This is a genomic window from Clostridium cadaveris (genome assembly GCF_020911725.1).
Classification (GTDB): Bacteria; Bacillota; Clostridia; order Clostridiales; family Clostridiaceae; genus Clostridium_X; species Clostridium_X cadaveris.
Map to the genome: position 1 here is coordinate 2,326,133 of NZ_CP076620.1, position 25,321 is coordinate 2,351,453.

Sequence of the window (25,321 nt, forward strand, 5' to 3'; positions counted from 1 at the left end):
AAACACCATATATTCGATGGAATATACGGCATTTTAGATACTTATTGTATTTTTCTATAGTTAAATAGAATATATTTCATATATCCTCTTTACCTAGATACTCTTTTATTATTTCTAATGTATTATCAAGTTGTTCATAAAATTTTATTAGGTTATTTATTATATACTCATCTATAGGTCTGTTTTGACCATAAAATTTACATCTGTTCAGCCATCTATCTGGTTTGCCATCTTCATCTATATCCCATATATACATTAAAGCATAAGGAATTCTTTTCTTATTTACTACTGGTGTTCCAAATCCCCAAAAAACAGCTGGATCAGATGAAAAAAAGCTATTATGAACAATTAAATTTCTACTTAAAATTATATCGTCATAATCCTTAAAATTAGCTAAAATAGATTGATTATAGTTTCTATAATTTTTAAATTTTTCTTTAAATCTTTTTATATTTCTAAAATATATATTTCCGCTTTTAAATCTTATAGGTTTATCATATACCTTAGGAAAATCTAATATTTCACAAAATAATTTTGTAATAATGTCTAAACAAGAAGATAATTTAACAATAACATCCATATACATAGAAGATATAATCTGTGAATTATATCCGCAAAGCTTATACTCCTTTTCTTCTTCTCCGTACCATTTTATGCAAAATTCCTCTTGAACTCCATCTAGAATTTTGCATAATTCTTTTTGCGCTTCAATTAAATTATTATGAACATTTAATACATAATTCTGGATATCTCCTATCATTGCATACAAATCATTCATATATATTATTTTATTCTTAGTCTCATTATCTATTAATTTTAATACGTCTGATTCAACAAGCGCTTGCTGAAATTCTTTACGTGAAAAAAACAATTCAGTAACTAGACCTTCTGTAGTAATAAATATAGGTACATAACTAATTATTTTATAATATTCGTCTATGTTAATAAAAATTTTTTTTTTAATTAATTCATAAATTTCTACGAATGACGCATCTATTTTGTATAATAAAGATGTTATATATATTATTTCTTTATTGTTTTTTGATACCATAAAGTTAAAATCACCTGTCATCTGTATTAAACTATTATCTTTAATAATTTCTCCAAGCAATTTTATATTATATTCATTTTCTAAATTTATCAAATCTTTGTCTGTATAAGAGTAGCTAGTTTCAATCACTTTATTTCCAGCAATTAACTTTATTTTAGATTTATCAACACACCCCTTAATCCCCTTAGTAAATAATAACTTCATATTTATCTCCTTTTACTTTATAGATTCAAACCAATATTAATCTATTTATTTATATAATAACATTTTCTTCAATACCTTACTATTCAATTTTCAAAGAACATCTTTAAATTTCTACATATCAACCTTTAAGTTGCACCTCATATTCCTTATATAGCTTCATCCAATCATCAAAAGTCATTGTTACTAGCCATTCACATCTATCTTTCCTATGAAATACAGTAGGTAATTCCCCTTCTTTTGCATCTGCCTTAGCTTGGCTTATAGCATCATAAATATTAAGTCTCTCAACTCTCTTGCACTCTATATGAATACCTGCCAATCCAATCACATCTGCATCTCCATTAGCTCCGCAGTACTGCTGTCCTCGTCTTGTGTTATATCCATATTCTTTAAGCTTAGAAGAAAGCTCTCGCTCCCCCCTAGCTCCTTTCTGCTTACTGTTAGTCATTGTATACCTCCAAGCTATAATATCTTATATTGCTGGCACTCATTGCCGTTTAAAACAATCGGATCTACTTCTGCTAAATACGGAACATTTATATAGTCCAATACTTTAGCCATTCCAAGTCCACCCTTATCCCAATCTTTCATACAGTAGTCCCATAATTGTGGATGTGTATGCTCCATTCTTTGAAACCTATTAGGGCAAGTTTCTAAATGGCATCCAAAAGCACAGAACATGCATCCAGTTCTCTCTACACCAGTATTGCTATAAACACCATCTTTACATTGTATCTCTCCGTATACGCTACATATTTCAAGCTTATTCTCATATGCATATCTCAATACATCTTGTTTAGTCCAAAATCCCATAGGTTGACTTTTAGGTTTATCAGAGTCAAAAACATTACATCCTGTCTTTTCATATTGCCTTTGCCTTTGAAAACCTTCATCTTGAGTAATACCAATGAACGGATATTTTTCACTTTGTTTTTGGTAATCTCTAAATGGTTTCTTTTTCATCACATCGCAGCACTTCTCACTTGTATCGAATGGAGCATCTAAAAGTATTCTCCACTTCTTTGCTAACATACCAAGTTTTCCTCTTTCATCGCCGTTCATTAAATAGTTCCTATATTTTTCAGATAGATTCCCATGTCTAAGCTTTCTTATCTTAGCTGCTGTTTCTTTGCTAACTAGTGGATATCCATACTGCTTAATAACTTGTCTGAAACTCATATTTGGCTTAATAATAGTTACATTATCAAAGCTTTTAATAAACTCTCTAAGCTCTGGATATTCTAATCCAGTATCACAAAATACTGCTTCTACATCTGGATATATCTTTCTTACCATGTCTAAAAGTACTGTGCTATCTAGCCCACCGCTGAAGCTCACATATACTTGACCACCATAATATTCATACCATTCTCTTATACGTTTCTCTGATAATCTAAGTTTAAGATTATAAGGCAATCCTTTTCTTTGGCTAAATGCCCAATCTTTGAGCTTCAGATCTATATCTTGTATATACATCTTTTCACCTCCTTTACACTTATGATATTGATAGTCATATAAGAATAGGTGAATAGATTAGTATCCTCATATGACTTTTTATCTATATTAATTTTAATTGTTGATTTATTGGTTCATAATTCATTAAAATCAATTCATTTCTAACTGGCATCTTATCACCTGCAGCTCTATTTTTAATTTGACTGGCTGTACTATATTTAACTACATACCAATCCTTGTATAAATCATCAATCAGTGAACTACTATAATAACAAACCATAGCTTTCCCTTTTATTCTATCTAGCCTTTCTTTTAACCTAATATGATCCTTCTCTTCAAAACCTCCAAAGTACATATTTTCATGATCATGATATGGTGGATCTAAAAAGAATAATGTATCTTCTGTATCATAAAACTTTATTACTTCTTCAAAATCTCGATTTAATATATTCCATGTTTTAATTAGTTCGGCCATTCCGGGTATAAGCTCTGTTGCACTTATTAATTGCTTGGCCTTATTTTGAGTTTTAGATAATCCAATTCCATTTCGGTATTTATGACCTCCCCCACCAAAACAAACTCTCATTAAGTAATAAAATCTAACTGCTGATTCCAAATTATTCTCCGGCCATGGTTCCCATTTCCACTTTTCATATAAACTTTCACTATAGGGTAATGAAGAACATTCTTTATATAGTTGTTCCGGATTATCTTTAAGTACCATCATGTAATTTACAAGTCTATCATTAATATCATTAACTACAGTTATTTTAGCTGGATTTACTGTTTCTTTATAAAAAGGTACTGCTCCAGATCCAAGGAAACAATCCACAAAAATATCATGTTTAGGCATTAAATCTAAATAAATTTCTTCCTTTCCATGTTTCCCACCTATCCATTTTATATTACTTAAATGTTTTAGCTTCATCCTGTCACTTCCTTTCTAATATTAAAAAGGTATGTCCCCATCATCAACTGGCATTATATCTTCATCAAAGCTTTGTTCTCCAAAATTTTGAGTTGATAAATTATTATCTTTGCCTTTACTCAAAAATGAAACTTCTTGAGCCACAACCTCAGTAATATATCTTTTAGTACCATCTTTAGCATCATAAGACCTAGTTTGGATTCTGCCACTGATAGCCATTTGACTACCTTTACTCATATAGCTTGCAGTATTCTCAGCTTGTTTTCCCCAGATTACAACTGATATAAAATCAGCTTCATTCTTCTTAGTTTGTGGATTATACTTGTCTACTGCTAAAGTTATAGTAGTAACTGCTGTTCCATTCCCTGGAGTATACTTTAAGTCTGGATCTTTTGTTAACCTTCCGATTAAAACTACTTTATTCATTCCTTATCTCCTTCCTAGTTCTATTTTAAAAATTTTCTCATTCTATAATTGTATTTACTGCCTTCAAACACCGTTATGTTCTCACCACAAGTTTCTAGTATTCTTCCTGCTAATGCTTCATCTAAATTAGCTAAGCTTTCAGGTGTTGCCTCGGTACTAATTAACGTAGGAAGATAGTTTAAATACCTATAATTAATTATTTGATAAAGATGTTTCATATCAGCCTCAGTAAGTTGTCCCAATAATCTACCGCTTTTAAATTTATCTTTAAACAAATCATCTATTATTAAGACTTTTGCCATCTGGTATCTTGAGGACAATTTGATATAGTATTCATCATCCATAGCATTAGCCTTAAGCTCTCTCATAGCTTCAAGATAAGGCATGTATATAGTTTCTATACCTTTGTTAATTAAAGCGGCTCCTATTGAGTTTATAATGTGTGTTTTTCCCGCCCCTGGTTGGCCAAACAATCCAAAACCATTTTCTCTAGTCTTTTTAATTTTCTCAAAACCAGTTATATAATTTATAGCTTTGTCCCTTGCAGATTCTTGTACATAATCCATAGGCCTATACTCATTTAATTTTTTTATTTCCTTAGGATCCACACCATATTGCTTCCAAAGATTATTCATTCTCTCTACTTCATAACACTTACATCTTGTATAAGTATTAGTTTCTTTATCAACTATCCATCCAGTTCCACCACATTCACACTTAGAAGTCGATTTCTCCATTGTGACTTGGTCCGGTGTATGGTCTATTGAAATTGTATTCTCCCTTATTCTTTGAATTATCTTTTCTATCTCCACCATTTTGTTTTTGTCCTCCTTTCCTTTTTCTATGTTGAGAATATGCTTTTGCTTGGTCTAATGTTTTAATGTTGTTATCATTCCAATCCATAAGAGTATGCTCTATATACTTCCAACTTCTCGCATTATTTTCAGCTGCTATTTCTATTGCATATATAACTAACTCATTTCCTAAATCATTACTCCAATTATTAATACCTTGAATCTCTATTGCTCCAGGCATAGGAAATATATTATTCTGATATACTTCTATTGGAGTTATATTATTATTTATATATTTATTATCATTATTAACATTATTATCATTATTGTTTGTTTCTGCTGACGTTCTGGTATCATTCTGCTGACGTTCTGCTGACGTTCTGTTTTCATTCTGGCATTCCTCGCTACCCCTTGAGCTATATGGATTTGAACCGTTCTGATTTTGATAGCTATCATAGTGTACTATTGTTATGGTAGTTCTTTTCTTATTTGCTTCAAATCTTATCATTCCATCAGAATCTAAGAGTTTCAAAAATGTTCTTGTTTTTTCAGAACCCCATCCCCATCTTTCCATTAGTTTCTTTTGTGAAGTTATAAAGCTACCTTTTTTTACTTTAATAAGTTCATTTCCTAATAGAAATTTATTGTCTTTATGGTTGGCAAGCAAGAGAAGGTCTAGCCATGCCTGTCCCTTGCTAAAGGGTCTCTCTTGCCATAACCAATGATCCTGTATGCTTCTATAAAGACTTATCCAGCCTTTTCCTTCTCCTGCCATCTTTTATACCTCTATTCTAAAGGCGTTCCTTCAAACTCTTCTTTTGATTCTAATGAATCTTGATTTACTGTGTAGTCAGCTTCAACTAAATCTTCTATATTTGCTGATACATTTTCAGAATCATCTATGAAACTATCCTTCATTATGTTTTCATCAGCTGTATAAGCATTCTGCATCTCAATACTTAATATTCCCCACTTACTAAGCATATTTCTAATTACTGTCTTAATAGCCATAGCATCAAAATCTTTGTTCCATCCATAATCGCTCTTGCTAAATTTCTTCCTATGATTTTCAATTTGAGTTTTGGTCCAGTATGTTGACTTCTTGAATCCATTTAATAATTCAAAATATCCAGCATAACCTATAATTTTATCGCTTTCTTTCTTTGTAAAATCTATCTCTAATTCCTCAGTTAATGGATTCCAGTTAACAAGTTCCCCTTCATGTATTTCGATGGCATTTATGTGCTTATATTGACCTGTTCTTAAAGCTAGTTGAATATACCCCTTATATCCCATTTGAAACTGTGCTTTATTCTTATATGGAACAATCCATGCATACCCTAAGTTTTTATCAACTGGAAGATCCATAGTTGCTGCTATCATACTGCTAGATAATACACTCATTGGCTCGCATTTTTGTAAGCTTGTATCTCCGTTATAAAGATTAAGTATGCTACTCATATATTGAGGAGCTTTCTTGTCAAGTATTTCTTCAAAACGCTTTTTCATTTTAGGGTTATTAAGAAGTCCCTGCATTGTATTTCCTATCGTTACATTTTCCTTCTTTGAAAGTTGATTTTTTAAACTTGAATTTGTTGCCATATTAAATTACCTCCTTGATATTAAACCTTCTTGATATACTTTCTTTGCATACCTTCTCATAAATTTCTGGATACTCAGCCTTTAAAATCTTATTATCCACTCTTTTGCTAACTACTCGTTTCCAATTTACTTGATATTTATCAATACTTCCTATTTCACTTTTACCAAGTTCTAACTTTATATTATTTTCAATTTCATTAGCTTTTTCTTCAAAAGTCTTAGCCGTAGCTTTATAAGAGAAATAATCTTCAATGAGCTCCTTATATTTAGACTCAAGTGGTTTTTCACTGCCTTTTTCAGCCTTTGCAAATTTTTCATTTAAGTATTTCTCAGCCGCACTAGATCCATCTAAAGCAGGTGGAATTTTATTCTGTACCAAATTCCAAAATTCTTTTTCTTTTTCAATCATTATGCCAATGAGCTCTTCATCCCGCTCTATTTCTTTCCAAATAAACTTTTGCCCACCTATGAGAACTGCTATATAGCCTTTTTCTGCACCTGTAACAGCTAGGTAATGTTGAACCTGTAATAAATAACTATCTGGTATTTCTTCACTATCCCATTCTTTAGCCAAAAATTGATTAGCTGTTTTACACTCTAATATTGCATTCTCTCCCACTACTCTTCTATCAATATTGGCTACCATAAAAGGATAATCTATATGTTGAAAATGCCTTCTATCCCTTCTAACCTTTTTACCAGTTCTCTTCTCAAATTCTTTAGCAACTACTTCCTCAAACTGGTCTCCCCAATAAGCTGCTTCGCTTTGGTCATTTATTTCTGTAATCTCTTCTGTTTTTTCAAGATAAACTTGAAATGGAGTTTTCCACTTGTTAACGCCTAAAATAGCTCCAACGTCTGAACCCCCAATACCTTTTTGACGTTCCTTAAGCCAATCTAAATTATTCATTAACACCCTCCTCAATACATTTAAAAAATACTTTATCTAAAACAGGATTATATTCAAAACTTGACAATCTCCATTCTGGATTTTCATCATCCCATATCTTTATATCTAATTCTTGCAACTGTTTGATGTTATCATTTAACTCTGCAACTATTTCATTAATATTAACCATTTGAATTTCCCCTTTCATGTGTTATACTAAATTTGAATGTTTTATTAAATTTTTGGTGGCTTATGCCATCTTTTTTTTATATCTTTTTTGGGTGGTTATTCCACCTCTTATATGTCTTACTTCTTTGTTGTGATCCAATAGCTTTAGCACTTCTGTGTGTAGCTGTGGATTTACTATTTTCTACTATCTCTCCATTGATGTTTAATCTCTTCTTCATACCTTCACCTCCTATAGCATGTACCACAAATCAAATAAGAAAATTGACGCTGGTACAAGCAAAGCTACTTGAAAAAGTGTGTGAAGATCATCCTTACCTTTTATAGCTTTATAAATGTTTCTAGCTATGATATAAAGTACAACTATCAAGCAATATAAACTTGCTGCTTTAATCCCCCATGTGTACATCTTTAACCCTCCTTCTTTATTCCTCTCTCAACAAATAGTAAAATATTGTTGAAAGGGGGTGTTTCTATGAAAAATTTCTCTGATTTTAAATCAACTATATCCCAAGAAGATTTATTAAAGATCTCTAATGAGATAACTGATAATCTTAATAAAATTGAACCTCAGTTAGATGTTATTGAATATAACCGTTCGTTTAACCTTTCTCTTACAATGAGGCTTCTTGAAAAATATCATAACTGGTTAAACAATTAATATCCTATGAGATTGCTTTTGTTGCCTGTTTATTTCATCAATAACAACCCTAGCAATCTCTATAGAATCAATTTTCAAAGTTACATACTGCTCTTGAACTGGTACTTCTGGAGCAGTTTCTATATTTTTCACTACCTCAACATTATTGGAATACCAATTCGAAGATAATATCTTCAAATCTTCTATATCAACTATTGTCGGCATATCTGCACCATCAATCTGTTCTACAAACTCCTTATTTTCATTCCCTATGTGATATACATCTACCCATGGATATCTTTCATCATGTTCAAAGCTTAAACCGCCTATTTCAACCACATCTATAGTTGATGTAGCTACTCTTACATCTGTATCTGTTGTTTTAATCTTTTTATTCATCCTTATCCCTCCTAAGCTACATTATGCTTTAAAGCATATTGCCTTATTATATTTACATATCCATCTATTAACTTTTTATCTTCTGCTATTACATCTAGAACATTAACTTTATCTATCTTGCTTTTGCATACACCTTCTAATGCCATTCTCTTTTTCTTTTCAAGTAATCTTCTATTCACATCCACACCAAGTCTAGTGTCTAGCAATTTATAAATTTCCCTTTTTAAAAGATTTACTTCTGAAAATCCACCTAGCTTAGTTGCTATTTTATTTATTATTGCTGTAGTTTCTTTTCTCCACCCATTACTATCTAATGTAATTGCATCTCTCATAGCCTGTATCTCTTCTCTAGACTTCTCTGCTTCTGCCTTAGCTTCTAATGCATTGTTAGTAACTTGATTAAGTTGTTGTCTTATATTCTTCAAACTTTGTGCCTGCATTATTATTAAATCTTCTATGCATGTAGGCTTGGACTGTTCTTTTAAAGCTTGTTCCATTTTATTGAATGCATCAATGTACTTTAACTTCCACTCTATTGCTTTAGATCCGGTGAACCCCATAGCAAGTAATGTGAATCCATCCCTGGTAAGCAAATATTCTTTATATCTTTTCCCAGTACCAGCCTTATAACTACTTTCTATAAACATTTTTGTCATAACGGAATTTTCCGTTTTGATAAATTCCTCAATCTTTTCTATTACATCTGCATGTCTCTTTTCAAAATTCTCTGCTACTTCTCTGCTTGTAACTACCATTTCTCCTTCATGAGTTTTAATGCTGATTAATTCTTTCATACTATTCCTCCTTATAAATCTTTAATATCCTTAGGATCTGTTAAATCCTTTCCCTCATATTTGGCTAGAAACTCTGTTAATGATACTTTCCTAACCTTATAGCTACCAAGTTTGAGTACCGGTAGCAAACCTTCTCTAATAAGAGAATAAACATATGATGTGTTTGTTTTAATAAGCTTTGCAACTTCTGGAACTGTGTAAAGAATATCCTCCATATTACTCCTCCTTATATTGTATTTCCGTCATTTTTGAGTGAATTTAAGTCTAAATTTAAACATGAAGCTAATAATAATAACTTTTCAACACTTGGCACATATCTGCCACATTCAATATCAGAAATATAATTTCTTGATATATCCGTCTTATCTGACAGATCTTGTTGAGTTAATGACAGCTTTTCTCTCGCTTCTTTAATCATAATTCCTAATGACTTTGATATTTCAGCTTTCATATTCACCCCCTCCTTTCAAACTTATTGTATTGTATTTCCGTCATATTGTAAAGATGAAATTCCTAGTATTTCCAACCATAATTGAGCATTTATTAAAATTAGCTAGTTAAATCTCTATATCGCTCTTTTATACTTGTATTTCCGTCATTTTATATATTGTATTACCGACTTTAATGCACTATAATATACTTATCAAGTCGGTATATTCGACATGGAGGTATTAAAATGAGTATTGGTAGTAAAATTAGAGATTTAAGAAAATTGAGGGGCTTAACTCAAAAAGAGCTTGCAGAAAAAGCTAATATATCACGTTCTTACTTAGCAGATATTGAGAAAGATAGATATAATGCTAGTGTTGATACTTTAAAAGCAATTGCTACTGCTTTAAATGTAATTATAAGTGAATTATTAGAAGATGAAACTTCTACTTCAAATGTTGAAAACACTTTTCCTACTATTCCTAAAAAGTTTACTAATCCAGAAGAAGCGAGAACATATGTTACTAAACATCAAATTTTTGGATATGGGGGATTTAATCCACATATTATGAGTGATGAAGATATATTGAATTTTGCAAATGAAATGCTAGAACAAGCTGAATTATTGGGGTATAAATACAGTAGAAAACAAAAGAAATAGCAACAAGGGTGGGGATTATATGATATGGATTAATAATATTGTAGATGGAATTGTAGATATGTATAACACTAATAGTCCATATGAACTATGTAGATATCTCAACATTAAAATTGAAAAACTCGAAAAAAATTCTTATTTGCTAAGTGGCAATGATTCTATTTATTATCGTAATTATTATGGATATGAGGTTATCTTTATCCGAAATGATTTATATGGATATGATGAAGAATTTAAGTTGCGGCATGAACTAGGACATGCTATTTTACATACTAGTATTCCTAGTTCTAAATATATAAATATAGGTAAATTAGAGCGACAGGCTAACTATTTTGCATTAGCCTTAAAGGGGATACGCTTTGATTTGATATCAACTGAAATAGAAGGAATGACTTTAGAACAAATTGCTAGTTACATTGAAGTTCCTTATGAACCATTATCACAATTAACCAATATATAAATTTTTTTAACTTCCAAAAGAACATATGTTCACAAAGGAGGTGATTTTATGTGACTATTTTACATTTTTTATAATTATTAAAAAAAAGGAGTGATTTTATGGCTACTGTCAATGTTACAAAACGTGGTTCAAAATGGCAATATAGCTTTGAAGGAGCTAAAATCGAAGGTAAGCGAAATAGAATAAGTAAGAGTGGATTTAGAACTAAGAAAGAGGCACTAGAAGCTGGTACTGCTGCATTAGCTAAATATAACAATGCTGGTTTACATTTTGAGCCCAAAAATATATCAGTTTCTGATTATATGGATTATTGGTACGAACATTATGTATTACTTAACTGTAAATACAATACTCAAAAAAATTATAAAATGATTATAGAAACTCATATTAAACCTACTCTTGGTATTTATGCACTTAAATCTCTTACACCTTCAATATTACAAGAATTCGTAAATAGCAAGTTTAAAGATGGATATTCAAAGAACTATCTTTCAAATTTAATAAATGTTTTAAGTAGTTCATTAAAATATTCAGTACACCCTTATAAGTTTATAAAAGATAATCCAATGCAATATATTAGACCACCTAAATATGAATATTCAAAATTAGAAACTAATCATAAAATTATATCAGCTGATGATTTTAAAAGAATACTTAATAGATTTCCACTAGGATCGTCTTTTTATATTTCTCTCATGCTAGGATACTATACAGGATGCAGAATCGGTGAAGTTATGGGGCTAACATGGGATGATATTAATTTCGAAGATTCAACTGTAAATATAAATAAAATTCTATATAAAAGAGAATCTTCTATGTGCTTTGGTAGTACCAAAACTTCTTCATCAGTAAGAACAATTAAAATTGGTGAAACACTGGTTAACGCTTTAAGATTACAGAAAAAATGGCAACTAGAAAACAGATTAAAATACGGAGAACATTTTATACAGCAATACAAAAAAACAGAGGTAATAGATAATACTGAGATCACTAGAATTTATTCATCTCCACTTTCTCTTAATATGCCTCTTGAAAAAGTTAATTTTGTTAATACTAAAGAAAATGGTGAATTTATAACATCTGAATCATTTAAGTATGCGTCTAGAATTATTCATCATGAACTAGGAATAGTATTTAACTTTCACTCATTGCGACACACTCACGCAACAATATTAATTGAAAATGGTGCTAACATCAAAGATGTTCAGACTAGACTGGGCCATGCTAAAATTGAGACTACATTAGATACCTATACACATGATACAGAACAAATGTCTAACGAATCTGTTAACATATTTGAGAAAGCTGCAAAAAAATAATTGTTGCCCAGATAAAAATCAGGGCAACAATTAGGCAACAAATCATATATTTTCACATCTATTTCATATCTTAAACCCTTGCTATCTCTTGATTAGCTTCACCACAGTTTCTACATGTGGTGTATTGGCAAACATATCCATTAATCTAGTCGCCACCACTTCATAGCCATGGTTAGTCAAGTAGTTCAGATCACTTACCAAAGTCTTTGGGTTGCAGGATACGTAGATGATATCTTTAGCGTTGAATTTCACTACGTATTCTAGGGCTTTTGGGTGTACTCCACTTCTTGGTGGGTCTAGGATTATTAGGTCTGGTTTTTCTTTTACTTCTGTGATGACCTTTGCAACGTCACCTGCTATGAAGGTACAGTTGTTTAGACCGTTTAGCTTTGCATTTTCGTTAGCTGCAGCTACTGCTTCTTCTATAAGTTCTATACCTATTACCTTCTCTGCATTGCCGGCTACTATTTGGCCTATGGTTCCTGTACCGCAGTAAAGGTCAAATACTACCTTATCCTTTGCATCTTCCATGAAATCTTTCACTATGGAATAAAGCTTCTCTGCTCCTTTAGTGTTTGTTTGGAAGAAAGAAAATGGTGATATTTTAAACTTTAGACCTAAAAGCTCATCATTTATGTGGTCTTCTCCAAAAAGTATATCTACCTTTTCTGGAATTACTGCATCTGATAATGAATCATTTGTAGTATGTATTATAGACTTTAGGGTGCCTTTAAGTTCTAGCTTTTTAAGTCCTTCCACATAAGGAGTTAGATCCTCTTCTATTTGAGATGAAGTAACTAGGTTTACTAGTAATTCATTAGTGTTGATTCCTTTTCTTATGATAAAATGTCTTAGATAACCTTCGTGGTTTCTTATCTTGTAGTGAGGAAGATTTCTCTCTCTAAAGTAATTTAGAGTATAGCTAAAAATTGTTCTAAAGTCCTCATCTACAAGCAGACATTTATCTACTGTAATTACTGAGAATGGACTTCCTTTTGCATGCATTCCAAGTTCTAGAGGTCCATCCTTTTTCATATCTCCAAAGGAGTATTCCATCTTGTTTCTGTAACCAAAGTCATTTGGGCTTTTTTCTATGCCTTGAAAATCTCCAAAGGAGACTCCTGCTTTATTGAAAAGCTCTTTTACTTCCTCAACTTTAAGCTCTAACTGCTTTTCATAAGGAAGGTTTTGGCTTACACAACCGCCGCATGGTCCAAAATGTGGACATGGTGCATCTATTTCATAAGGAGCTTTTTCTATAACTTCTACAAGCTTTCCTTCAGCATAATCCTTCTTCTTTTTGCTTATTCTCATCTTCACTCTTTGCCCGGGAAATGCTCCCTTCACATAGATAGTTTTATCTTCTAAAGAGCCTACGCCTATAGCTCCAAATTCCGTTTTGTCTATTAATACTTCAATTTCTTGTCCTTTTTTCATTGGTTTCTCCTTAATTGTTGTTTTCTTCTACTTCCTTAGCTTCTACTACTTCGAAACCTGATATTTTTCTTCCAATAGTATTGCCAAACTTGCTGCATTCCATTATTAATGGGTAAACAATTGAAACTAGTATAAAGAATACTAGATACATAGATACCATATTTGATACATAGTATCCTAATCCAAATCTTATTATTAAATCAAAAATTAAAAGTAGTATATATGCAGATGCTCCTATAATAAGTTCATCCACTATAATAGCTTCTAATCTTGCCATAAATCCCTTTTTATTCTTTTTAGGTTCTTCTTTTATTTCTTCTCCAGACACAAAAGTTTCCTCTACAAGTATCTCTTCACTTTCGTTTTCAATAACTTCTTCTGTTTCCTTAGTCTCTTCTTTTTGGATTTCATCCTTATTCATATCTTTTTCACTCATATTCTATAAAGCCTCCTAATTTATATGATATAACATTAATAAAAATAAATACTTTTATGATAAATTATTTATACATCACTTTTATAACTATACTATATTTTAACTTTGATGTAAACACACCTAATGACCCCTTGATTTTATTAGGTTTTGTTTACAAATACATAATATTTTATGACCATTATAATAGCTAGCTTTATCCCCTACAATATGGTTATAGATGCCATAAAAAAAATTTTTTGTAACAATTTTAGTTTTTTTATTCTTTATAAATATTTTTCCCCTTTTCAATAAAAAAACCCCTTTATAATATATATTATAGAGAGGTTTTAAGTGCAAGCTGCTTTTTATAGCACCTTCTTTAATTTTTCTATTGAATAACTCTTTATATACTTCTCTTTAGTTTCAGCATTCACATGTATGACCTTCACTTCGTCTTTGCCTATCTTCATGATTTTCCCCTTTAGTTTGGTTCCTAAGATATTTACAGGAGCATTAACAACTAATTCCTTAATTTTTGTGCTTCCACAATAAGGACAAATATCCTCTCTAAAAACTCTTCTACAATCAACGCAGTAATAAAGTTTATCCATACCTTTTCCCCCATTCTAAATATAAGATTAGTTTTATTCTTATATTTATATTCTATATGATTCCAACTAATTCCTCTTATTCTTTTCTAAAAATTCCGAATATTTAAGCAGTGTTGTAATATCCTCCTCATTAACTTACCTTAATCAAAAGTTGTCCACGCCTCCATTAACCCCTGTCTTTTTACCTACCCAAAATGGAGAAATTCCCCCCAACTCTTCACTATTCACTCTTAACTTTTAACTATTCACTCTTAAATCTTATCTATCCAAATAAAAAAGGGGGCCATGCCCCCAACTCTTAACTCTTAACTTTTATCTATTCACTCTTCACTAAATCTAGTAAAGCACTCTCTTATCTTCAAGTCTCTTAGTTAATTTGATTGTATCAAAGTGTTCTAAAAGACCTACCACATACTTTCTTGAGGAATTCAGTATTTCTCTTCCATCAGCTGGAGTTATTCCCCCGTTTTTAATGATGTGCTCTCTCACTAAATTCTTTGCATTTTCATAATGCTCTTTTAAGAAAATCAAATCATCTCCGATTCGTACAAGGTCTCCGCTATCTATTAATGAATCAAACACCATCTTAAAGGCTTTTTTGTCTTTTTCTTTTGCTGAAAGATCTTCAAACTTCGGAGGAGCAAAAGCACCTTCTTTAAATGATTTTAAAATTAAATCCTTCATTATTTTCTGTGGCTCGGAATAGACGATCTCGAAATCATAAAGGCTTAAAAGATTGTTTATCTGTTTTATAGATCTTCTATCTTCATATAAATCTAATATCTCATCATAATTTTTCTGTTTTAAATTCTTTGAGAAAATCTTAGTTTTAATCTCCTCTTTAGACATACCACCTTTTAGAGGATTTTCTTTGTGGAACTTTGTAAGCATAGCCTCGATTTCTTCTATCTTTTTCTTAAAGAAATTCTTGTGTATATAGACAGCCTTATCTAAAGAATTAAGCTCAATTATAGCGCCATCTTCCTTTAGATCAGCAAGTTTTTCCTCTATATTTTCTTCATTCTTTCCTAAAGCTTTTACTATATCTGCCGCCGTAGGATAGGAGGAAGATAGATTTTCAACAGTCTTTTCTATGATACTTTCTGCTTTTCCACTTTCTTTTATCTTAAGTTCTTCTATATATGATTCGCTAAATCTCTTTGCCTTTTTAGCTACAGGCTCTATTATACTGCCTCCTGCTATAGTATGCATTGGAGAATAGGACCTTATTACATATCTGTCGTTTCTCTGACATGTAAGAGGTTCTTCCAGTCTAAGCTGTACATAAGCACTTTCTCCAGGCTTTATCTCTTCTTTGTCTAAGATTATAACTCTGCACAATATCTCAGAAGTACCATGATATAGTCTTACTCTTTGACGATTTTCTATTGGTTTTTCTGCACTCTTTATATGATATAATTTGCAATCTATTATCATAGAAGGTTCCATCATATGAGAAAGTGAAACCACATTTCCTCGGTCTATCTGGTCTTTCTTTACGCCAGCTATATTTAAGGCACATCTTTGTCCTGCCTCTGCCATCTCCACGTCAGTATCATGAACCTGTATATTTCTTATCTTTCCTTCTACCATAGATGGATAGATGCATACAGAATCCCCTTCTTTTATTCTTCCACTTATGACTGTTCCTGTTATTACTGTTCCAAAACCGCTTATAGAGAATACTCTATCTATAGGAAGTCTAAAATGACCTTCTGTATCTTTAGATTCTACTTCTTCAGTGGCTCTATCAAGTTCAGCTATAAGCTCATCTATTCCTTTTTTAGTCTTAGATGATACAGGAATTATTTTGCTTCCTTCTAAGAAAGTTCCTTTGAACTTTTCCTTTATATCTTCTGTTATCATCTCAAGCCATTCTTCATCTACTAAATCACACTTTGTAAGAGCAACAATACCTTTCTTCACGTTTAAAAGCTGTAATATCTCTAAATGCTCTTCTGTTTGAGGCATTATTCCTTCATCTGCTGCTATAACAAGTACCACCACATCAACACTGGACACACCAGCAAGCATGTTCTTTATAAACTTTTCATGGCCTGGTACGTCTATTATTCCAGCTCTTCTTCCTGATGGCAGGTCAAAAAAGGTGAATCCTAAATTTATAGATATTCCTCTTTCCTTTTCCTCTCTTGTTGTATCAGTTTCTCTTCCTGTAAGTGCTTTTATAAGTGTAGTCTTACCATGGTCTATATGTCCTGCTGTACCTATTATTATGTGCTTCATATTTATTCCTCTCCCATGTTTTTAAATGCACTAGCTATAACGCTATCATCACCCTTTTGAAGTGTTCTTACATCTATAAGCACTTCTCCATTGTAAACTCTAACTATTATAGGGGTTTCATATCCTCTTAGATAATTTTCTATTTCTTTATCACTGTACTTAGAGCTTGTAACCTTCACTACATAAGTTCCCATGGTTTCTGTAGGCATAGATCCCCCTCCTACCATTGAGCGGTCTTCGCCTACCTTAAAAGTGAAAGCCTTTGATGCATTTTGAAGCTTTCTTCTAAGCCTATCAGCATCTCTTTTAATTTCCTCTGATGGTTTCAGCATCATATTTAAAGTTGGAACCTTCTTTATTGCTTCTTCTTCATCTAGGTAACATCTCAAAGTAGCTTCTAATGCAGCTAGTGTCATTTTGTCTATTCTAAGTGCTCTTGTGATTTGGTTCTTTTTTATCTTTTCTATATATTCTTTTTTACCTACTATTATCCCAGCTTGTGGGCCTCCAAGCATCTTGTCTCCACTAAAGGTAACAACATCTGCCCCCTTTTTTATACTGTGTTGAACTGTTGGCTCATATATAAATCCATACTTGGATAAATCCACCAATACTCCGCTGCCTATATCTTCTATTACAGGAATGGAGTTTTTATGTCCAAGCTCTACTAATTCCTCTAAAGGTACTTCTTCTGTGAATCCAAGAACCTTAAAGTTTGAAGTATGAACCTTTAAAAGTACCCCTGTGTTTTCTGTTATATTATTTTCATAATCATAAAGATGCGTTCTATTTGTAGTTCCCACTTCTACCAACTCAGCTCTTGAAAATTTCATAACCTCTGGTATTCTAAATGAACCACCTATTTCTACAAGCTGTCCTCTAGAAACTATGGCTTCTTTATTTTCACATAGTGTATTTAATACTAGCATTACGGCTGCAGCATTGTTGTTTACTACAAGGGCACCTTCAGCCCCTGTTATCTTCTTTAACAAGTCCTCTATGTGGCTATATCTAGATCCTCTAGCTCCCTTTTCTAAATCATACTCTAAGTTGTTGTAGCTCTTTGATACCATCTCTACAGCCTTTACTGCATCTTCGCATAAAAGTGAACGACCTAAGTTTGTATGTATTACAATTCCTGCTCCATTTATAACTTTAGTAAGGTGAGGTCTCAACTTTCTGTTTAGAAGACTCTTGTATAGACTTACGACTTCCTCAAGCTGAAAATCCTCTATTTCTCCATTTAATATCTGTTTTCTCACAGCATCTATGGATTCCCTTAAGGTATCTAACACTAAATTTCTTCCATACTCTTCTATGTTCTTGTTTACCTCTTCATTTAAAAGAAGCTCATCTATCTTCGGTAATTTTCTAAGTAATCCTTTATTCATATTATCCTCCTAATTACTGAACAACTATATATTTATCTTCTTTCTTTGCAGCTTCTCCTATAATCCATGCTGGAATATTCTTTTCTTCAAACTCTTTCATAAGCTTTGCACTTTCCTCTTTGGAAAGACTCACTAAAAGTCCACCTGAGGTCTGTGGGTCAAATATTATATCTTCCATCCAAGGCTCTATATCTTTAAGGTCATATTTACCTTCAAGATAAGCTCTATTATTGTATGAGCCTTCTGGCACAAGTCCCATCTCAGCATATTCCTTTGCTTCTTCTATATATGGTATGGATGATTTGTTTAGCTTTAAAGTCATATTAGATCCTTCAGCCATTTCATATCCATGTCCCATTATCCCAAAGCCTGTTATGTCCGTACATGCATGAATATCATAATTCACTATGATTTCTCCCGCATATTTGTTTAAAGTAGACATCCATTTTACAGCTTCGTCATATACCTTTTTTGAAGCTATTTCTCCCTTTATAGCTGTATTTACTATTCCAACACCTAGAGGTTTTGTAATTATTAAAACATCACCTTCTTGGCATCCATAATTCTTTAATACCTTCTTTGGATGTACAACTCCTGTAACAGATAGACCAAATTTAGGCTCATCATCTTGTACTGTATGTCCTCCAACAACTACAGCACCAGATTCTATAACTTTATCTGCTCCACCTTTTAAAATTTCTCCAAGGATTTCTATATTTAAACAGTTCGGAAAACATACTATATTAAGTGCAACTATAGGTTTTCCTCCCATAGCATATACATCGCTTAAAGAGTTTGCTGCTGCTATCTGTCCAAAAGTATATGGATCATCAACAACAGGTGTGAAGAAGTCTAATGTTTGAATTGTTGCTATATCGTCACTTAATTTATATACTGCGGCATCATCACTAGTTTCAATGCCTACTATTAAATTGTCATCTTTCATCTTTGGTAATTTGTCAAGTATCTTTGAAAGGGTCTCCGGCCCTATTTTAGCTGCTCATCCAGAGGTTTTTGTAAGTTCTGTTAATCTTTTATTCATCAGTAGCACCCCTTTACTTTTAATCTCATACACAATTATATATTATTTTGTAATCCTTGTGAACGGGTGAAAGGGCAAATTACTACCTGACTTCCAAATAATCCTGAAATTTTTTAAGAGTTGTGTCGCCTATTCTGCCAACTTTTTTAAGATCATCTAAAGATCCAAAAGGGCCGTTCTTTTCCCTATAGTCTATTATTTTCCCCGCAGTAACGTCACCTATACCTGGAACTGACTTTAATTCTTCCTTTGAGGCTCTATTCACATCAATCTTCCCACTAGGAGTTTTAGCACTTTGAGATGAAGCTACATTGTTAGATGGTGTACCTTGTGTTCCAGATGCTTCTCCATTATCCTCTGCCTTTGAAGGTATAGTTATACAATCTCCCTTTTTTAATGTCATTGCTTGATTTACATGAGACAGATCTCCCTTCTCTGTAATTCCTCCAGCTTCTAAAATAAGATCCTTTACTATGGAATCTGTACCCATTATATAAACATCAGGATTCTTTACCTCACCCTTTACCTCAACTACTACTTTATCTTTAGATGCAGATACTGCAGTGCTTTTATTTTCATTTGAAACAGGCACATCAACAAATATATCTTCATCTTTGTAAACCTTAGGCTGAGATTTGAAATATCCTATTATTATACCTATAACGATTAGTGAAGCTATAACAATGCCTCCTATATATTTGTCCTTCTTTTTCATAACTTTTCCCCTTTCTTAAGTCTATCTTAATATTATTGACAAAAGCCAAAAAAATTTATCGCAGTTTTCCTTAATTTTTGGTATACTTTTACTATGGTTTAAAATTAAATTAATTTGGAGTGAATAGAATGAGACAACTTAGTATTTTTATCTTAACGTTATTTATGTTACTTAATATAAACATTCCATGCAGTGCAAAAGCAGCTCCTCCTGAGGTATTAGGTGAAGGTGTAGTGCTTATGGATGCAAAGACTCATGAAATACTTTATGAAAAAAATATGGATAAACCATTGCCACCAGCATCTACTACAAAGATTATGACAGCCTTAATTGTATTAGAAAATGGGAATTTATCAGACAAGGTTACTATAGGAAAAAACCCTCCAAATACAGATGGTACTGCTCTTGGACTTATAGAAGGAGAGACAATGACTGTTGAGGATCTTTTAAACACTCTTCTTATTGGTTCTTGCAATGATGCAGCTGTGGCTCTTGCAGAATATGTAAGCGGTTCAGTTAAAAACTTTACAGTTCTTATGAACAAAAGGGCTAAAGAGCTTGGAGCTACCAATACAAATTTTAAAAATCCAAGTGGATTGTATGAAGATGACCATTACATATCAGCAAAAGATATGAGTCTTATAATGGCTGAAGCAATAAAATATCCTGAATTCCTGAGCATAACTCAAAAGCCCCATTATGTTATAAAAAATACAGATAAGGTTTCTTCAGAAAGATGGGTAAATAATAGAATAAGACCTCTTTTAAAAGACTCTTCTATATACTATGAGCCTATTATAAGTGGTAAGACTGGGTATACAATTCAAGCAAAGCATAGCTTTGTGTCAGCAGCCAAAAAAGACGACATGACATTGATTGTTTCCATACTTCATACTGATAATAAGGACAGATACTTTGATGATTCCAAGAGTCTCTTTGAATATGGTTTTAATAATTTTGAATTAGTTAAGCTTTTCTCTAAAGGTGACAAAATAAAGGACTTTAGCGATGAAAAAAATAGTATACCTCTTTTGGCCAGCGAAGACTTTTACTATGTTACTTCTAAGGATGATAAAGTTATAAAGCCTTCTATAAATATAGATGAGTCAAAACTTTCTACTATGTCTTTTAAGCGTGGTGATGAAATTACCACAGCTAATATAAGTTTAAATGGTGAAAACATCGGAAATTTAGCTGTTATAAGCGGCGGTGATAGAGAAGAGGTAAAAGCTATATCCTCAAAGTTGAAAGATAGTTTAAGTTTTGGTATATATGGACTTCTAGGTATATGTATAGTAATTTCTATAATTTTGATATTATTGAAACACAACTTTAAAAAGCGTAAGCGCTTAAGGCAATTACAGAAAAAATTTAAAAAGAAAAGATAACTTAAATGTATTGATATGTTTTGTAAAATTATTTATAGAGCATATCTTTTTGTTTTAAAAAAATAATCCCATCTTGTGGTTATATCCACATTGATGGGATGTAATTTCTCTTTAATTTTTCTTTAGTTTCTCTATAAGATTTTTCATATCTTCGGGCATATCACACTTAAAACCTATTACCTTTCCATCCTTAGGATGAGGTATCTCAAGTTTGTGAGCATGAAGTGCCTGTCTTCCTATGAAATTTTCATCTTCAGTACCATATAAGGTATCTCCAAATATAGGACATCCTAAATGACTTAAATGAACTCTTATCTGATGAGTTCTTCCAGTCTCTAATTCAAGAAGAAGAAGCTGAGCATTATCATAAGTTTCTATAACCTTATAGTGAGTAATACTCTCTTGCCCTCTTTCATCTACTACTCTTTTTATAGCATCTTCTGTAGGTCTATATATTGGAAGGTCTATAGTACCACTTTCTTCTGACATCTTTCCATGAACTATAGCAAGATAGATTTTCTTGAAAGTATCTTCCTTCATATCTCTTGACAAAGCCATATGAGAAAATTGATTTTTAGCTATTATTATAAGACCCGAAGTATTCATATCAAGTCTGCTTACAAGTCTCACTATAGAATCATCACCTTTTTCACGAAAGTATCCTATGACTCCATTGGCTAAAGTTCCTGTTGGATGACTTTTAGTAGGATGAACTACCATAAAAGGAGGTTTATTCACCACTAATATATTATCATCTTCATATACAACTTCAAGGTCCATATTCTCAGGAAGAATATCTTGAGTTTCCTTCTTATCAAGGATTATCTCTATGGTCTGTCCTTCCTTTAAAACATAATCAAGCTTAACCTTTTGTCTGTCAACTAAAATCCTCTTATCTATAGCTGCTTTTCTTATAAATCTAGTAGACATTTGAAGTTTTTCTTTTAAAAATTCTCTTATTTTCTTTTCATCATATTCCTTAGGTACTGTTTCAACTACTTTATTCACCTGTGTCTCCTTTAATGACTTCCTGTAATAAATAATTCCTTGCCTCAATAGTCTTTAGATGAAGTATTTCTTTCCTGTCTATTACAAACTTTATAGTATTGTCAAAGCCTTGAAGTACTCCTTTATCTAAATTATGAAAAGTTATTTCTCTAAGCTTTTCAACTCCCGGAAAGTCCCTATTTGGCTCTATATAATCGGCTATGTACACTATCTTTTCAAGCAGTGTCATATTAGCTTTTCCTGTTGTATGAAAAGATGCAGCATTTAAAATTTCATTATCTTCTATACCCATTTCATTTTTAGCTATTATAGCAGCAACAAGCCCATGTAAAAGTTGAGGTGATCTTCTCTCTTCATAACATATATCATAACCGTTTTCACCAGTTATTTTTATGAGATCTTCATCACTTCTTCCTTTAGCCAGATCATGAATAAGCGCAGCAAACCTTGCTTTATTTTTATCTGCTCCATAAATTTCTGCTAACTTTTCAGAAGTTTCTACAACACCTAAAACATGCTTATATCTAGATTCTTTCAAATGCTTCTTTAAATAATCTTTTATCATTTCTTCATTCCACATAATTATCACTCCTGAGACTCGTAGAGATTATTTTCTTTTATAAACTTCATAACCGACATTGGAATTATATCTTGTATTTCATCATGATCCTTTATAGCTTTCCTTATATCTGTAGAAGATATCTCTAGTGGTTTTATATCTAAAAATATAATTTTTGTATTAAACTCTTCTTCCACCTTTTTTTTCTGTGCAATAATATCATCTTTAGAAAACCCTGGCCTATTAAATACCACAAGAGTGGCTCTTTTAAATATATCAGCTACGTTTTTCCATTTGTATATATTTATAAGGCAGTCTGCCCCGGATATAAAATAAAGTTGGCTATCTTTATAAATCTCATTGAAATATTTTAAGGTTTCATAGGTAAAGGAAAATCCTTCTTTATTTATCTCATAATCACTTAAATCAAAATTATTATGTCCCTGTATGGCAAGACTCACCATACGATATCTTAAATTTCCATTTAGAAGAGCCGCGTCATTAAGTTTATGACGCGGTCTTCCTGTTGGTACAAATATAACCTCATCTAAAGCTAAAGCTTTTAAGGCTTCTTTACCTATATGAATGTGTCCATTATGGATAGGATTAAAAGTTCCGCCTAATATTCCTATCTTTCTCATTACTCGCTCTTTGGTGCCTTTGGTAATTCTATTTTAGGTTTCTTTTGAGATTTTCTATAAAGAACAACTTTGCTTCCGATAGCCTGAACGCCCTCACAATTAAGCTCTTCACATATAGCATCTGACGCTTCTCTAGCAGTATATCCGCTAGTTTTAAGTACTGTAAGCTTTATAAGTTCCCTAGCTTCTAAGGCATCATCTATCTGCTTTACAAAGCTATCTTCTATTCCGTTTTTTCCAAGCTGGAATATTGGAGTTATCTCTTGTGCAAGCCCTCTTAAATAAGCTCTTTGTTTACTTGTTATCATATATCCTCCTACAAACTACAATAAAAATTCAAATTCAAAATCATTAAGTCTTACATAATCGCCGTCTTCTATTCCCATTGAAACAAGTTCATCAATTATTCCCTTATTTCTGAGAACCTTATGGAAATATCTTAATGAATCAGGATCATTTACATTGACAGCTAGTAAAAGCCTATCAACAAAGGTACCTGTTATCACGTATACTCCATCTTCTACATTGATTTCATAAGTAAATTTCTTTTCTTCTGGCATGAACTTTTCAGTTTCATCTATCTCTAGATCCTTAACTGGAATTTCACTTAGAAGTCTTGCTGCTTCCTTCATAAGGTCTGATACACCTTCATTTGTAGCTGCAGAAATCTTAAATACTTTATCATATCCAAGTTCATTTACTTTTTTCTTGAAGTTTTCATATACTTCTTCATCAAACAACATATCGCTCTTATTTGCCGCAACTATCTGTGGTCTATCCCAAAGTTTTATGCTGTACTTTTTAAGCTCCTCATTTATCTTTAAGAAGTCTTCTATTGGGTCACGTCCCTCAACTCCTGATATATCTACCACGTGGATTAAAACTCTTGTTCTTTCTACGTGTCTTAAGAAATCAAGACCAAGTCCTACACCTTCTGCTGCTCCCTCTATAATTCCTGGTATATCAGCTATTACAAAGTTTTGTATTCCTGGCATACTTACAACACCTAGATTTGGCTTTAAAGTTGTAAAGTGATAGTTTGCTATCTTTGGTCTAGCTTTAGATACCATTGATAATAAAGTAGACTTCCCAACGTTAGGGAATCCTAATAATCCTACGTCAGCTAAAAGCTTTAATTCTAGTACTATGAATCTCTCTTCTCCAGGCATTCCAGGCTCTGCAAATTGAGGTGCCTGTCTTGTAGGAGTTGCATATTTAGCATTTCCTTTTCCGCCTTTTCCACCTCTACAAACAACATAAGTATCACCTTCATGAGAAAGGTCAGCCATTATTTTTCCGCTTTCTTGGTCCTTTACAATGGTTCCCATAGGTACCTTTATTATAAGCTTTTCTCCATCTTTACCGTAACACTTAGAGCCTTCTCCATTACCGCCCTTTTCTGCTACGTACTTTCTCTTATATGTAAAGTCTAATAAGGTTGTCATATTTCTATCCGCAACTAGTATAACGTCTCCGCCTCGTCCGCCGTCTCCGCCGTCTGGACCTCCTAGAGGTACATACTTTTCTCTTCTAAAAGATATAGATCCATGACCACCATCTCCAGATTTCACAAATATTTTCGCTCTATCTATAAACATAATATAATTCACCTTCTTTTCTACATTAGTTTCATTAT

General features: G+C 32.2%; 33 protein-coding genes. 5 read left to right on the top strand and 28 right to left on the bottom strand.

Annotated elements, in window-relative coordinates:
• Positions 1–76 precede the first annotated feature (76 nt).
• From KQH81_RS11025 to KQH81_RS11080, 12 genes are all read right to left on the bottom strand, one after another.
• Positions 77–1,255, bottom strand: a complete 1,179-nt coding sequence (locus KQH81_RS11025) for a hypothetical protein (protein ID WP_230028302.1) — start codon at positions 1,253–1,255, stop codon at positions 77–79.
• Between the two features lie 118 nt (positions 1,256–1,373).
• The gene (locus tag KQH81_RS11030) at positions 1,374–1,703 is read right to left on the bottom strand and encodes a PDDEXK family nuclease (protein WP_230028303.1); all 330 of its coding nucleotides are present in this window, start codon (positions 1,701–1,703) and stop codon (positions 1,374–1,376) included.
• 14 nt (positions 1,704–1,717) lie between these two features.
• Positions 1,718–2,731, bottom strand: a complete 1,014-nt coding sequence (locus tag KQH81_RS11035; protein ID WP_230028305.1) for a phosphoadenosine phosphosulfate reductase family protein — start codon at positions 2,729–2,731, stop codon at positions 1,718–1,720.
• A gap of 82 nt (positions 2,732–2,813) precedes the next feature.
• Complete coding sequence (locus KQH81_RS11040; RefSeq protein ID WP_230028306.1) at positions 2,814–3,638, bottom strand: DNA adenine methylase; 825 nt, start codon at positions 3,636–3,638, stop codon at positions 2,814–2,816.
• A 21-nt stretch (positions 3,639–3,659) separates the two neighbouring features.
• Complete coding sequence (locus KQH81_RS11045; protein WP_230028307.1) at positions 3,660–4,064, bottom strand: single-stranded DNA-binding protein; 405 nt, start codon at positions 4,062–4,064, stop codon at positions 3,660–3,662.
• A 20-nt stretch (positions 4,065–4,084) separates the two neighbouring features.
• Complete coding sequence (locus KQH81_RS11050) at positions 4,085–4,801, bottom strand: ATP-binding protein (RefSeq protein WP_178312392.1); 717 nt, start codon at positions 4,799–4,801, stop codon at positions 4,085–4,087.
• Positions 4,782–5,633: a DnaD domain-containing protein gene (locus tag KQH81_RS11055; RefSeq protein ID WP_022788077.1), complete on the bottom strand. Its 852-nt coding sequence runs from the start codon at positions 5,631–5,633 to the stop codon at positions 4,782–4,784. Before KQH81_RS11055 ends, KQH81_RS11050 begins: the two co-directional genes overlap by 20 nt.
• Positions 5,634–5,644: 11 nt before the next feature.
• Complete coding sequence (locus tag KQH81_RS11060; protein ID WP_178312393.1) at positions 5,645–6,460, bottom strand: recombinase RecT; 816 nt, start codon at positions 6,458–6,460, stop codon at positions 5,645–5,647.
• Position 6,461: 1 nt separating this feature from the next.
• Positions 6,462–7,370, bottom strand: a complete 909-nt coding sequence (locus tag KQH81_RS11065) for a YqaJ viral recombinase family nuclease (RefSeq protein WP_074846742.1) — start codon at positions 7,368–7,370, stop codon at positions 6,462–6,464.
• Positions 7,363–7,539, bottom strand: a complete 177-nt coding sequence (locus KQH81_RS11070; protein ID WP_155850308.1) for a hypothetical protein — start codon at positions 7,537–7,539, stop codon at positions 7,363–7,365. Before KQH81_RS11070 ends, KQH81_RS11065 begins: the two co-directional genes overlap by 8 nt.
• A gap of 60 nt (positions 7,540–7,599) precedes the next feature.
• On the bottom strand, positions 7,600–7,689 hold the full coding sequence (locus tag KQH81_RS17765; RefSeq protein WP_178312394.1) for a sporulation transcriptional regulator SpoIIID: 90 nt from the start codon (positions 7,687–7,689) through the stop codon (positions 7,600–7,602).
• Positions 7,690–7,767: 78 nt separating this feature from the next.
• The gene (locus tag KQH81_RS11080) at positions 7,768–7,944 is read right to left on the bottom strand and encodes a hypothetical protein (RefSeq protein ID WP_178312395.1); all 177 of its coding nucleotides are present in this window, start codon (positions 7,942–7,944) and stop codon (positions 7,768–7,770) included.
• Between the two features lie 66 nt (positions 7,945–8,010).
• Here KQH81_RS11080 and KQH81_RS11085 point away from each other — a divergent pair, with 66 nt between their 5' ends.
• The gene (locus KQH81_RS11085; protein WP_027639272.1) at positions 8,011–8,196 is read left to right on the top strand and encodes a hypothetical protein; all 186 of its coding nucleotides are present in this window, start codon (positions 8,011–8,013) and stop codon (positions 8,194–8,196) included.
• Here KQH81_RS11085 and KQH81_RS11090 read toward each other — a convergent pair.
• Genes KQH81_RS11090 through KQH81_RS11105 form a run of 4 tightly spaced genes read right to left on the bottom strand, consistent with a single transcriptional unit; the run spans position 8,185 to position 9,819 of the window.
• Positions 8,185–8,574, bottom strand: coding sequence for a hypothetical protein (locus KQH81_RS11090; RefSeq protein ID WP_051196287.1), 390 nt, complete (start codon positions 8,572–8,574; stop codon positions 8,185–8,187). The genes KQH81_RS11085 and KQH81_RS11090 overlap by 12 nt on opposite strands.
• Before the next feature lie 11 nt (positions 8,575–8,585).
• Positions 8,586–9,368 (bottom strand): Rha family transcriptional regulator, encoded by a 783-nt coding sequence (locus tag KQH81_RS11095; protein ID WP_230028309.1) that lies wholly within the window; start codon positions 9,366–9,368, stop codon positions 8,586–8,588.
• A gap of 11 nt (positions 9,369–9,379) precedes the next feature.
• Positions 9,380–9,583 (bottom strand): helix-turn-helix domain-containing protein, encoded by a 204-nt coding sequence (locus KQH81_RS11100; RefSeq protein ID WP_027638632.1) that lies wholly within the window; start codon positions 9,581–9,583, stop codon positions 9,380–9,382.
• 11 nt (positions 9,584–9,594) lie between these two features.
• Positions 9,595–9,819, bottom strand: coding sequence for a helix-turn-helix transcriptional regulator (locus KQH81_RS11105; RefSeq protein WP_230028310.1), 225 nt, complete (start codon positions 9,817–9,819; stop codon positions 9,595–9,597).
• Between the two features lie 225 nt (positions 9,820–10,044).
• Between KQH81_RS11105 and KQH81_RS11110 the strand changes: the two genes are divergently transcribed.
• The 3 genes from KQH81_RS11110 to KQH81_RS11120 all read left to right on the top strand — a co-directional run bounded on the left by KQH81_RS11110 (position 10,045) and on the right by KQH81_RS11120 (position 12,234).
• Entirely contained in the window at positions 10,045–10,458 is a 414-nt protein-coding gene (locus KQH81_RS11110) for a helix-turn-helix domain-containing protein (protein ID WP_230028312.1), read from the top strand.
• Positions 10,459–10,477: 19 nt separating this feature from the next.
• Positions 10,478–10,915: an ImmA/IrrE family metallo-endopeptidase gene (locus KQH81_RS11115; protein ID WP_230028313.1), complete on the top strand. Its 438-nt coding sequence runs from the start codon at positions 10,478–10,480 to the stop codon at positions 10,913–10,915.
• A gap of 98 nt (positions 10,916–11,013) precedes the next feature.
• The gene (locus KQH81_RS11120) at positions 11,014–12,234 is read left to right on the top strand and encodes a site-specific integrase (RefSeq protein WP_230028314.1); all 1,221 of its coding nucleotides are present in this window, start codon (positions 11,014–11,016) and stop codon (positions 12,232–12,234) included.
• Between the two features lie 81 nt (positions 12,235–12,315).
• Here the strand turns inward: KQH81_RS11120 and rlmD are convergent, their stop codons facing one another.
• The 7 genes from rlmD to KQH81_RS11155 all read right to left on the bottom strand — a co-directional run bounded on the left by rlmD (position 12,316) and on the right by KQH81_RS11155 (position 20,089).
• Positions 12,316–13,671 (bottom strand): 23S rRNA (uracil(1939)-C(5))-methyltransferase RlmD, encoded by a 1,356-nt coding sequence (gene rlmD, locus KQH81_RS11125; protein ID WP_027638624.1) that lies wholly within the window; start codon positions 13,669–13,671, stop codon positions 12,316–12,318.
• 10 nt (positions 13,672–13,681) lie between these two features.
• Positions 13,682–14,107, bottom strand: a complete 426-nt coding sequence (locus KQH81_RS11130) for an RDD family protein (RefSeq protein WP_027638623.1) — start codon at positions 14,105–14,107, stop codon at positions 13,682–13,684.
• 344 nt (positions 14,108–14,451) lie between these two features.
• Complete coding sequence (locus KQH81_RS11135; protein WP_027638622.1) at positions 14,452–14,697, bottom strand: Asp-tRNA(Asn)/Glu-tRNA(Gln) amidotransferase subunit GatC; 246 nt, start codon at positions 14,695–14,697, stop codon at positions 14,452–14,454.
• A gap of 336 nt (positions 14,698–15,033) precedes the next feature.
• Complete coding sequence (gene selB / locus KQH81_RS11140) at positions 15,034–16,941, bottom strand: selenocysteine-specific translation elongation factor (RefSeq protein WP_074844529.1); 1,908 nt, start codon at positions 16,939–16,941, stop codon at positions 15,034–15,036.
• Between the two features lie 2 nt (positions 16,942–16,943).
• A complete protein-coding gene (selA, locus tag KQH81_RS11145) occupies positions 16,944–18,332 on the bottom strand; it encodes an L-seryl-tRNA(Sec) selenium transferase (protein ID WP_027638620.1) in 1,389 nt (462 codons plus the stop codon).
• A 13-nt stretch (positions 18,333–18,345) separates the two neighbouring features.
• The gene (selD, locus tag KQH81_RS11150; protein ID WP_407647290.1) at positions 18,346–19,374 is read right to left on the bottom strand and encodes a selenide, water dikinase SelD; all 1,029 of its coding nucleotides are present in this window, start codon (positions 19,372–19,374) and stop codon (positions 18,346–18,348) included.
• A gap of 82 nt (positions 19,375–19,456) precedes the next feature.
• Positions 19,457–20,089, bottom strand: a complete 633-nt coding sequence (locus KQH81_RS11155; RefSeq protein WP_027638618.1) for a ComEA family DNA-binding protein — start codon at positions 20,087–20,089, stop codon at positions 19,457–19,459.
• A gap of 164 nt (positions 20,090–20,253) precedes the next feature.
• Between KQH81_RS11155 and KQH81_RS11160 the strand changes: the two genes are divergently transcribed.
• A complete protein-coding gene (locus tag KQH81_RS11160; protein ID WP_207637081.1) occupies positions 20,254–21,477 on the top strand; it encodes a D-alanyl-D-alanine carboxypeptidase family protein in 1,224 nt (407 codons plus the stop codon).
• A 111-nt stretch (positions 21,478–21,588) separates the two neighbouring features.
• On the opposite strand, the gene KQH81_RS11165 is transcribed toward KQH81_RS11160, so the two are convergent.
• From KQH81_RS11165 to obgE, 5 genes are read right to left on the bottom strand one after another with little or no spacing between them, the layout of a single operon-like run.
• On the bottom strand, positions 21,589–22,485 hold the full coding sequence (locus KQH81_RS11165; RefSeq protein WP_027638616.1) for an RluA family pseudouridine synthase: 897 nt from the start codon (positions 22,483–22,485) through the stop codon (positions 21,589–21,591).
• Positions 22,478–23,065 carry a bis(5'-nucleosyl)-tetraphosphatase (symmetrical) YqeK gene (gene yqeK, locus KQH81_RS11170; protein WP_027638615.1) on the bottom strand — a complete coding sequence of 196 codons (588 nt, stop codon included), beginning with the start codon at positions 23,063–23,065 and terminating at the stop codon, positions 22,478–22,480. The genes KQH81_RS11165 and yqeK overlap by 8 nt, the downstream gene beginning before the upstream one ends.
• 5 nt (positions 23,066–23,070) lie before the next feature.
• Positions 23,071–23,685, bottom strand: a complete 615-nt coding sequence (gene nadD / locus KQH81_RS11175; RefSeq protein WP_027638614.1) for a nicotinate-nucleotide adenylyltransferase — start codon at positions 23,683–23,685, stop codon at positions 23,071–23,073.
• Positions 23,685–23,993: a ribosome assembly RNA-binding protein YhbY gene (yhbY, locus tag KQH81_RS11180; RefSeq protein WP_027638613.1), complete on the bottom strand. Its 309-nt coding sequence runs from the start codon at positions 23,991–23,993 to the stop codon at positions 23,685–23,687. The genes nadD and yhbY overlap by 1 nt, the downstream gene beginning before the upstream one ends.
• A 15-nt stretch (positions 23,994–24,008) precedes the next feature.
• Positions 24,009–25,283 (bottom strand): GTPase ObgE, encoded by a 1,275-nt coding sequence (obgE, locus tag KQH81_RS11185; RefSeq protein ID WP_027638612.1) that lies wholly within the window; start codon positions 25,281–25,283, stop codon positions 24,009–24,011.
• Between the last annotated feature and the right edge of the window lie 38 nt (positions 25,284–25,321).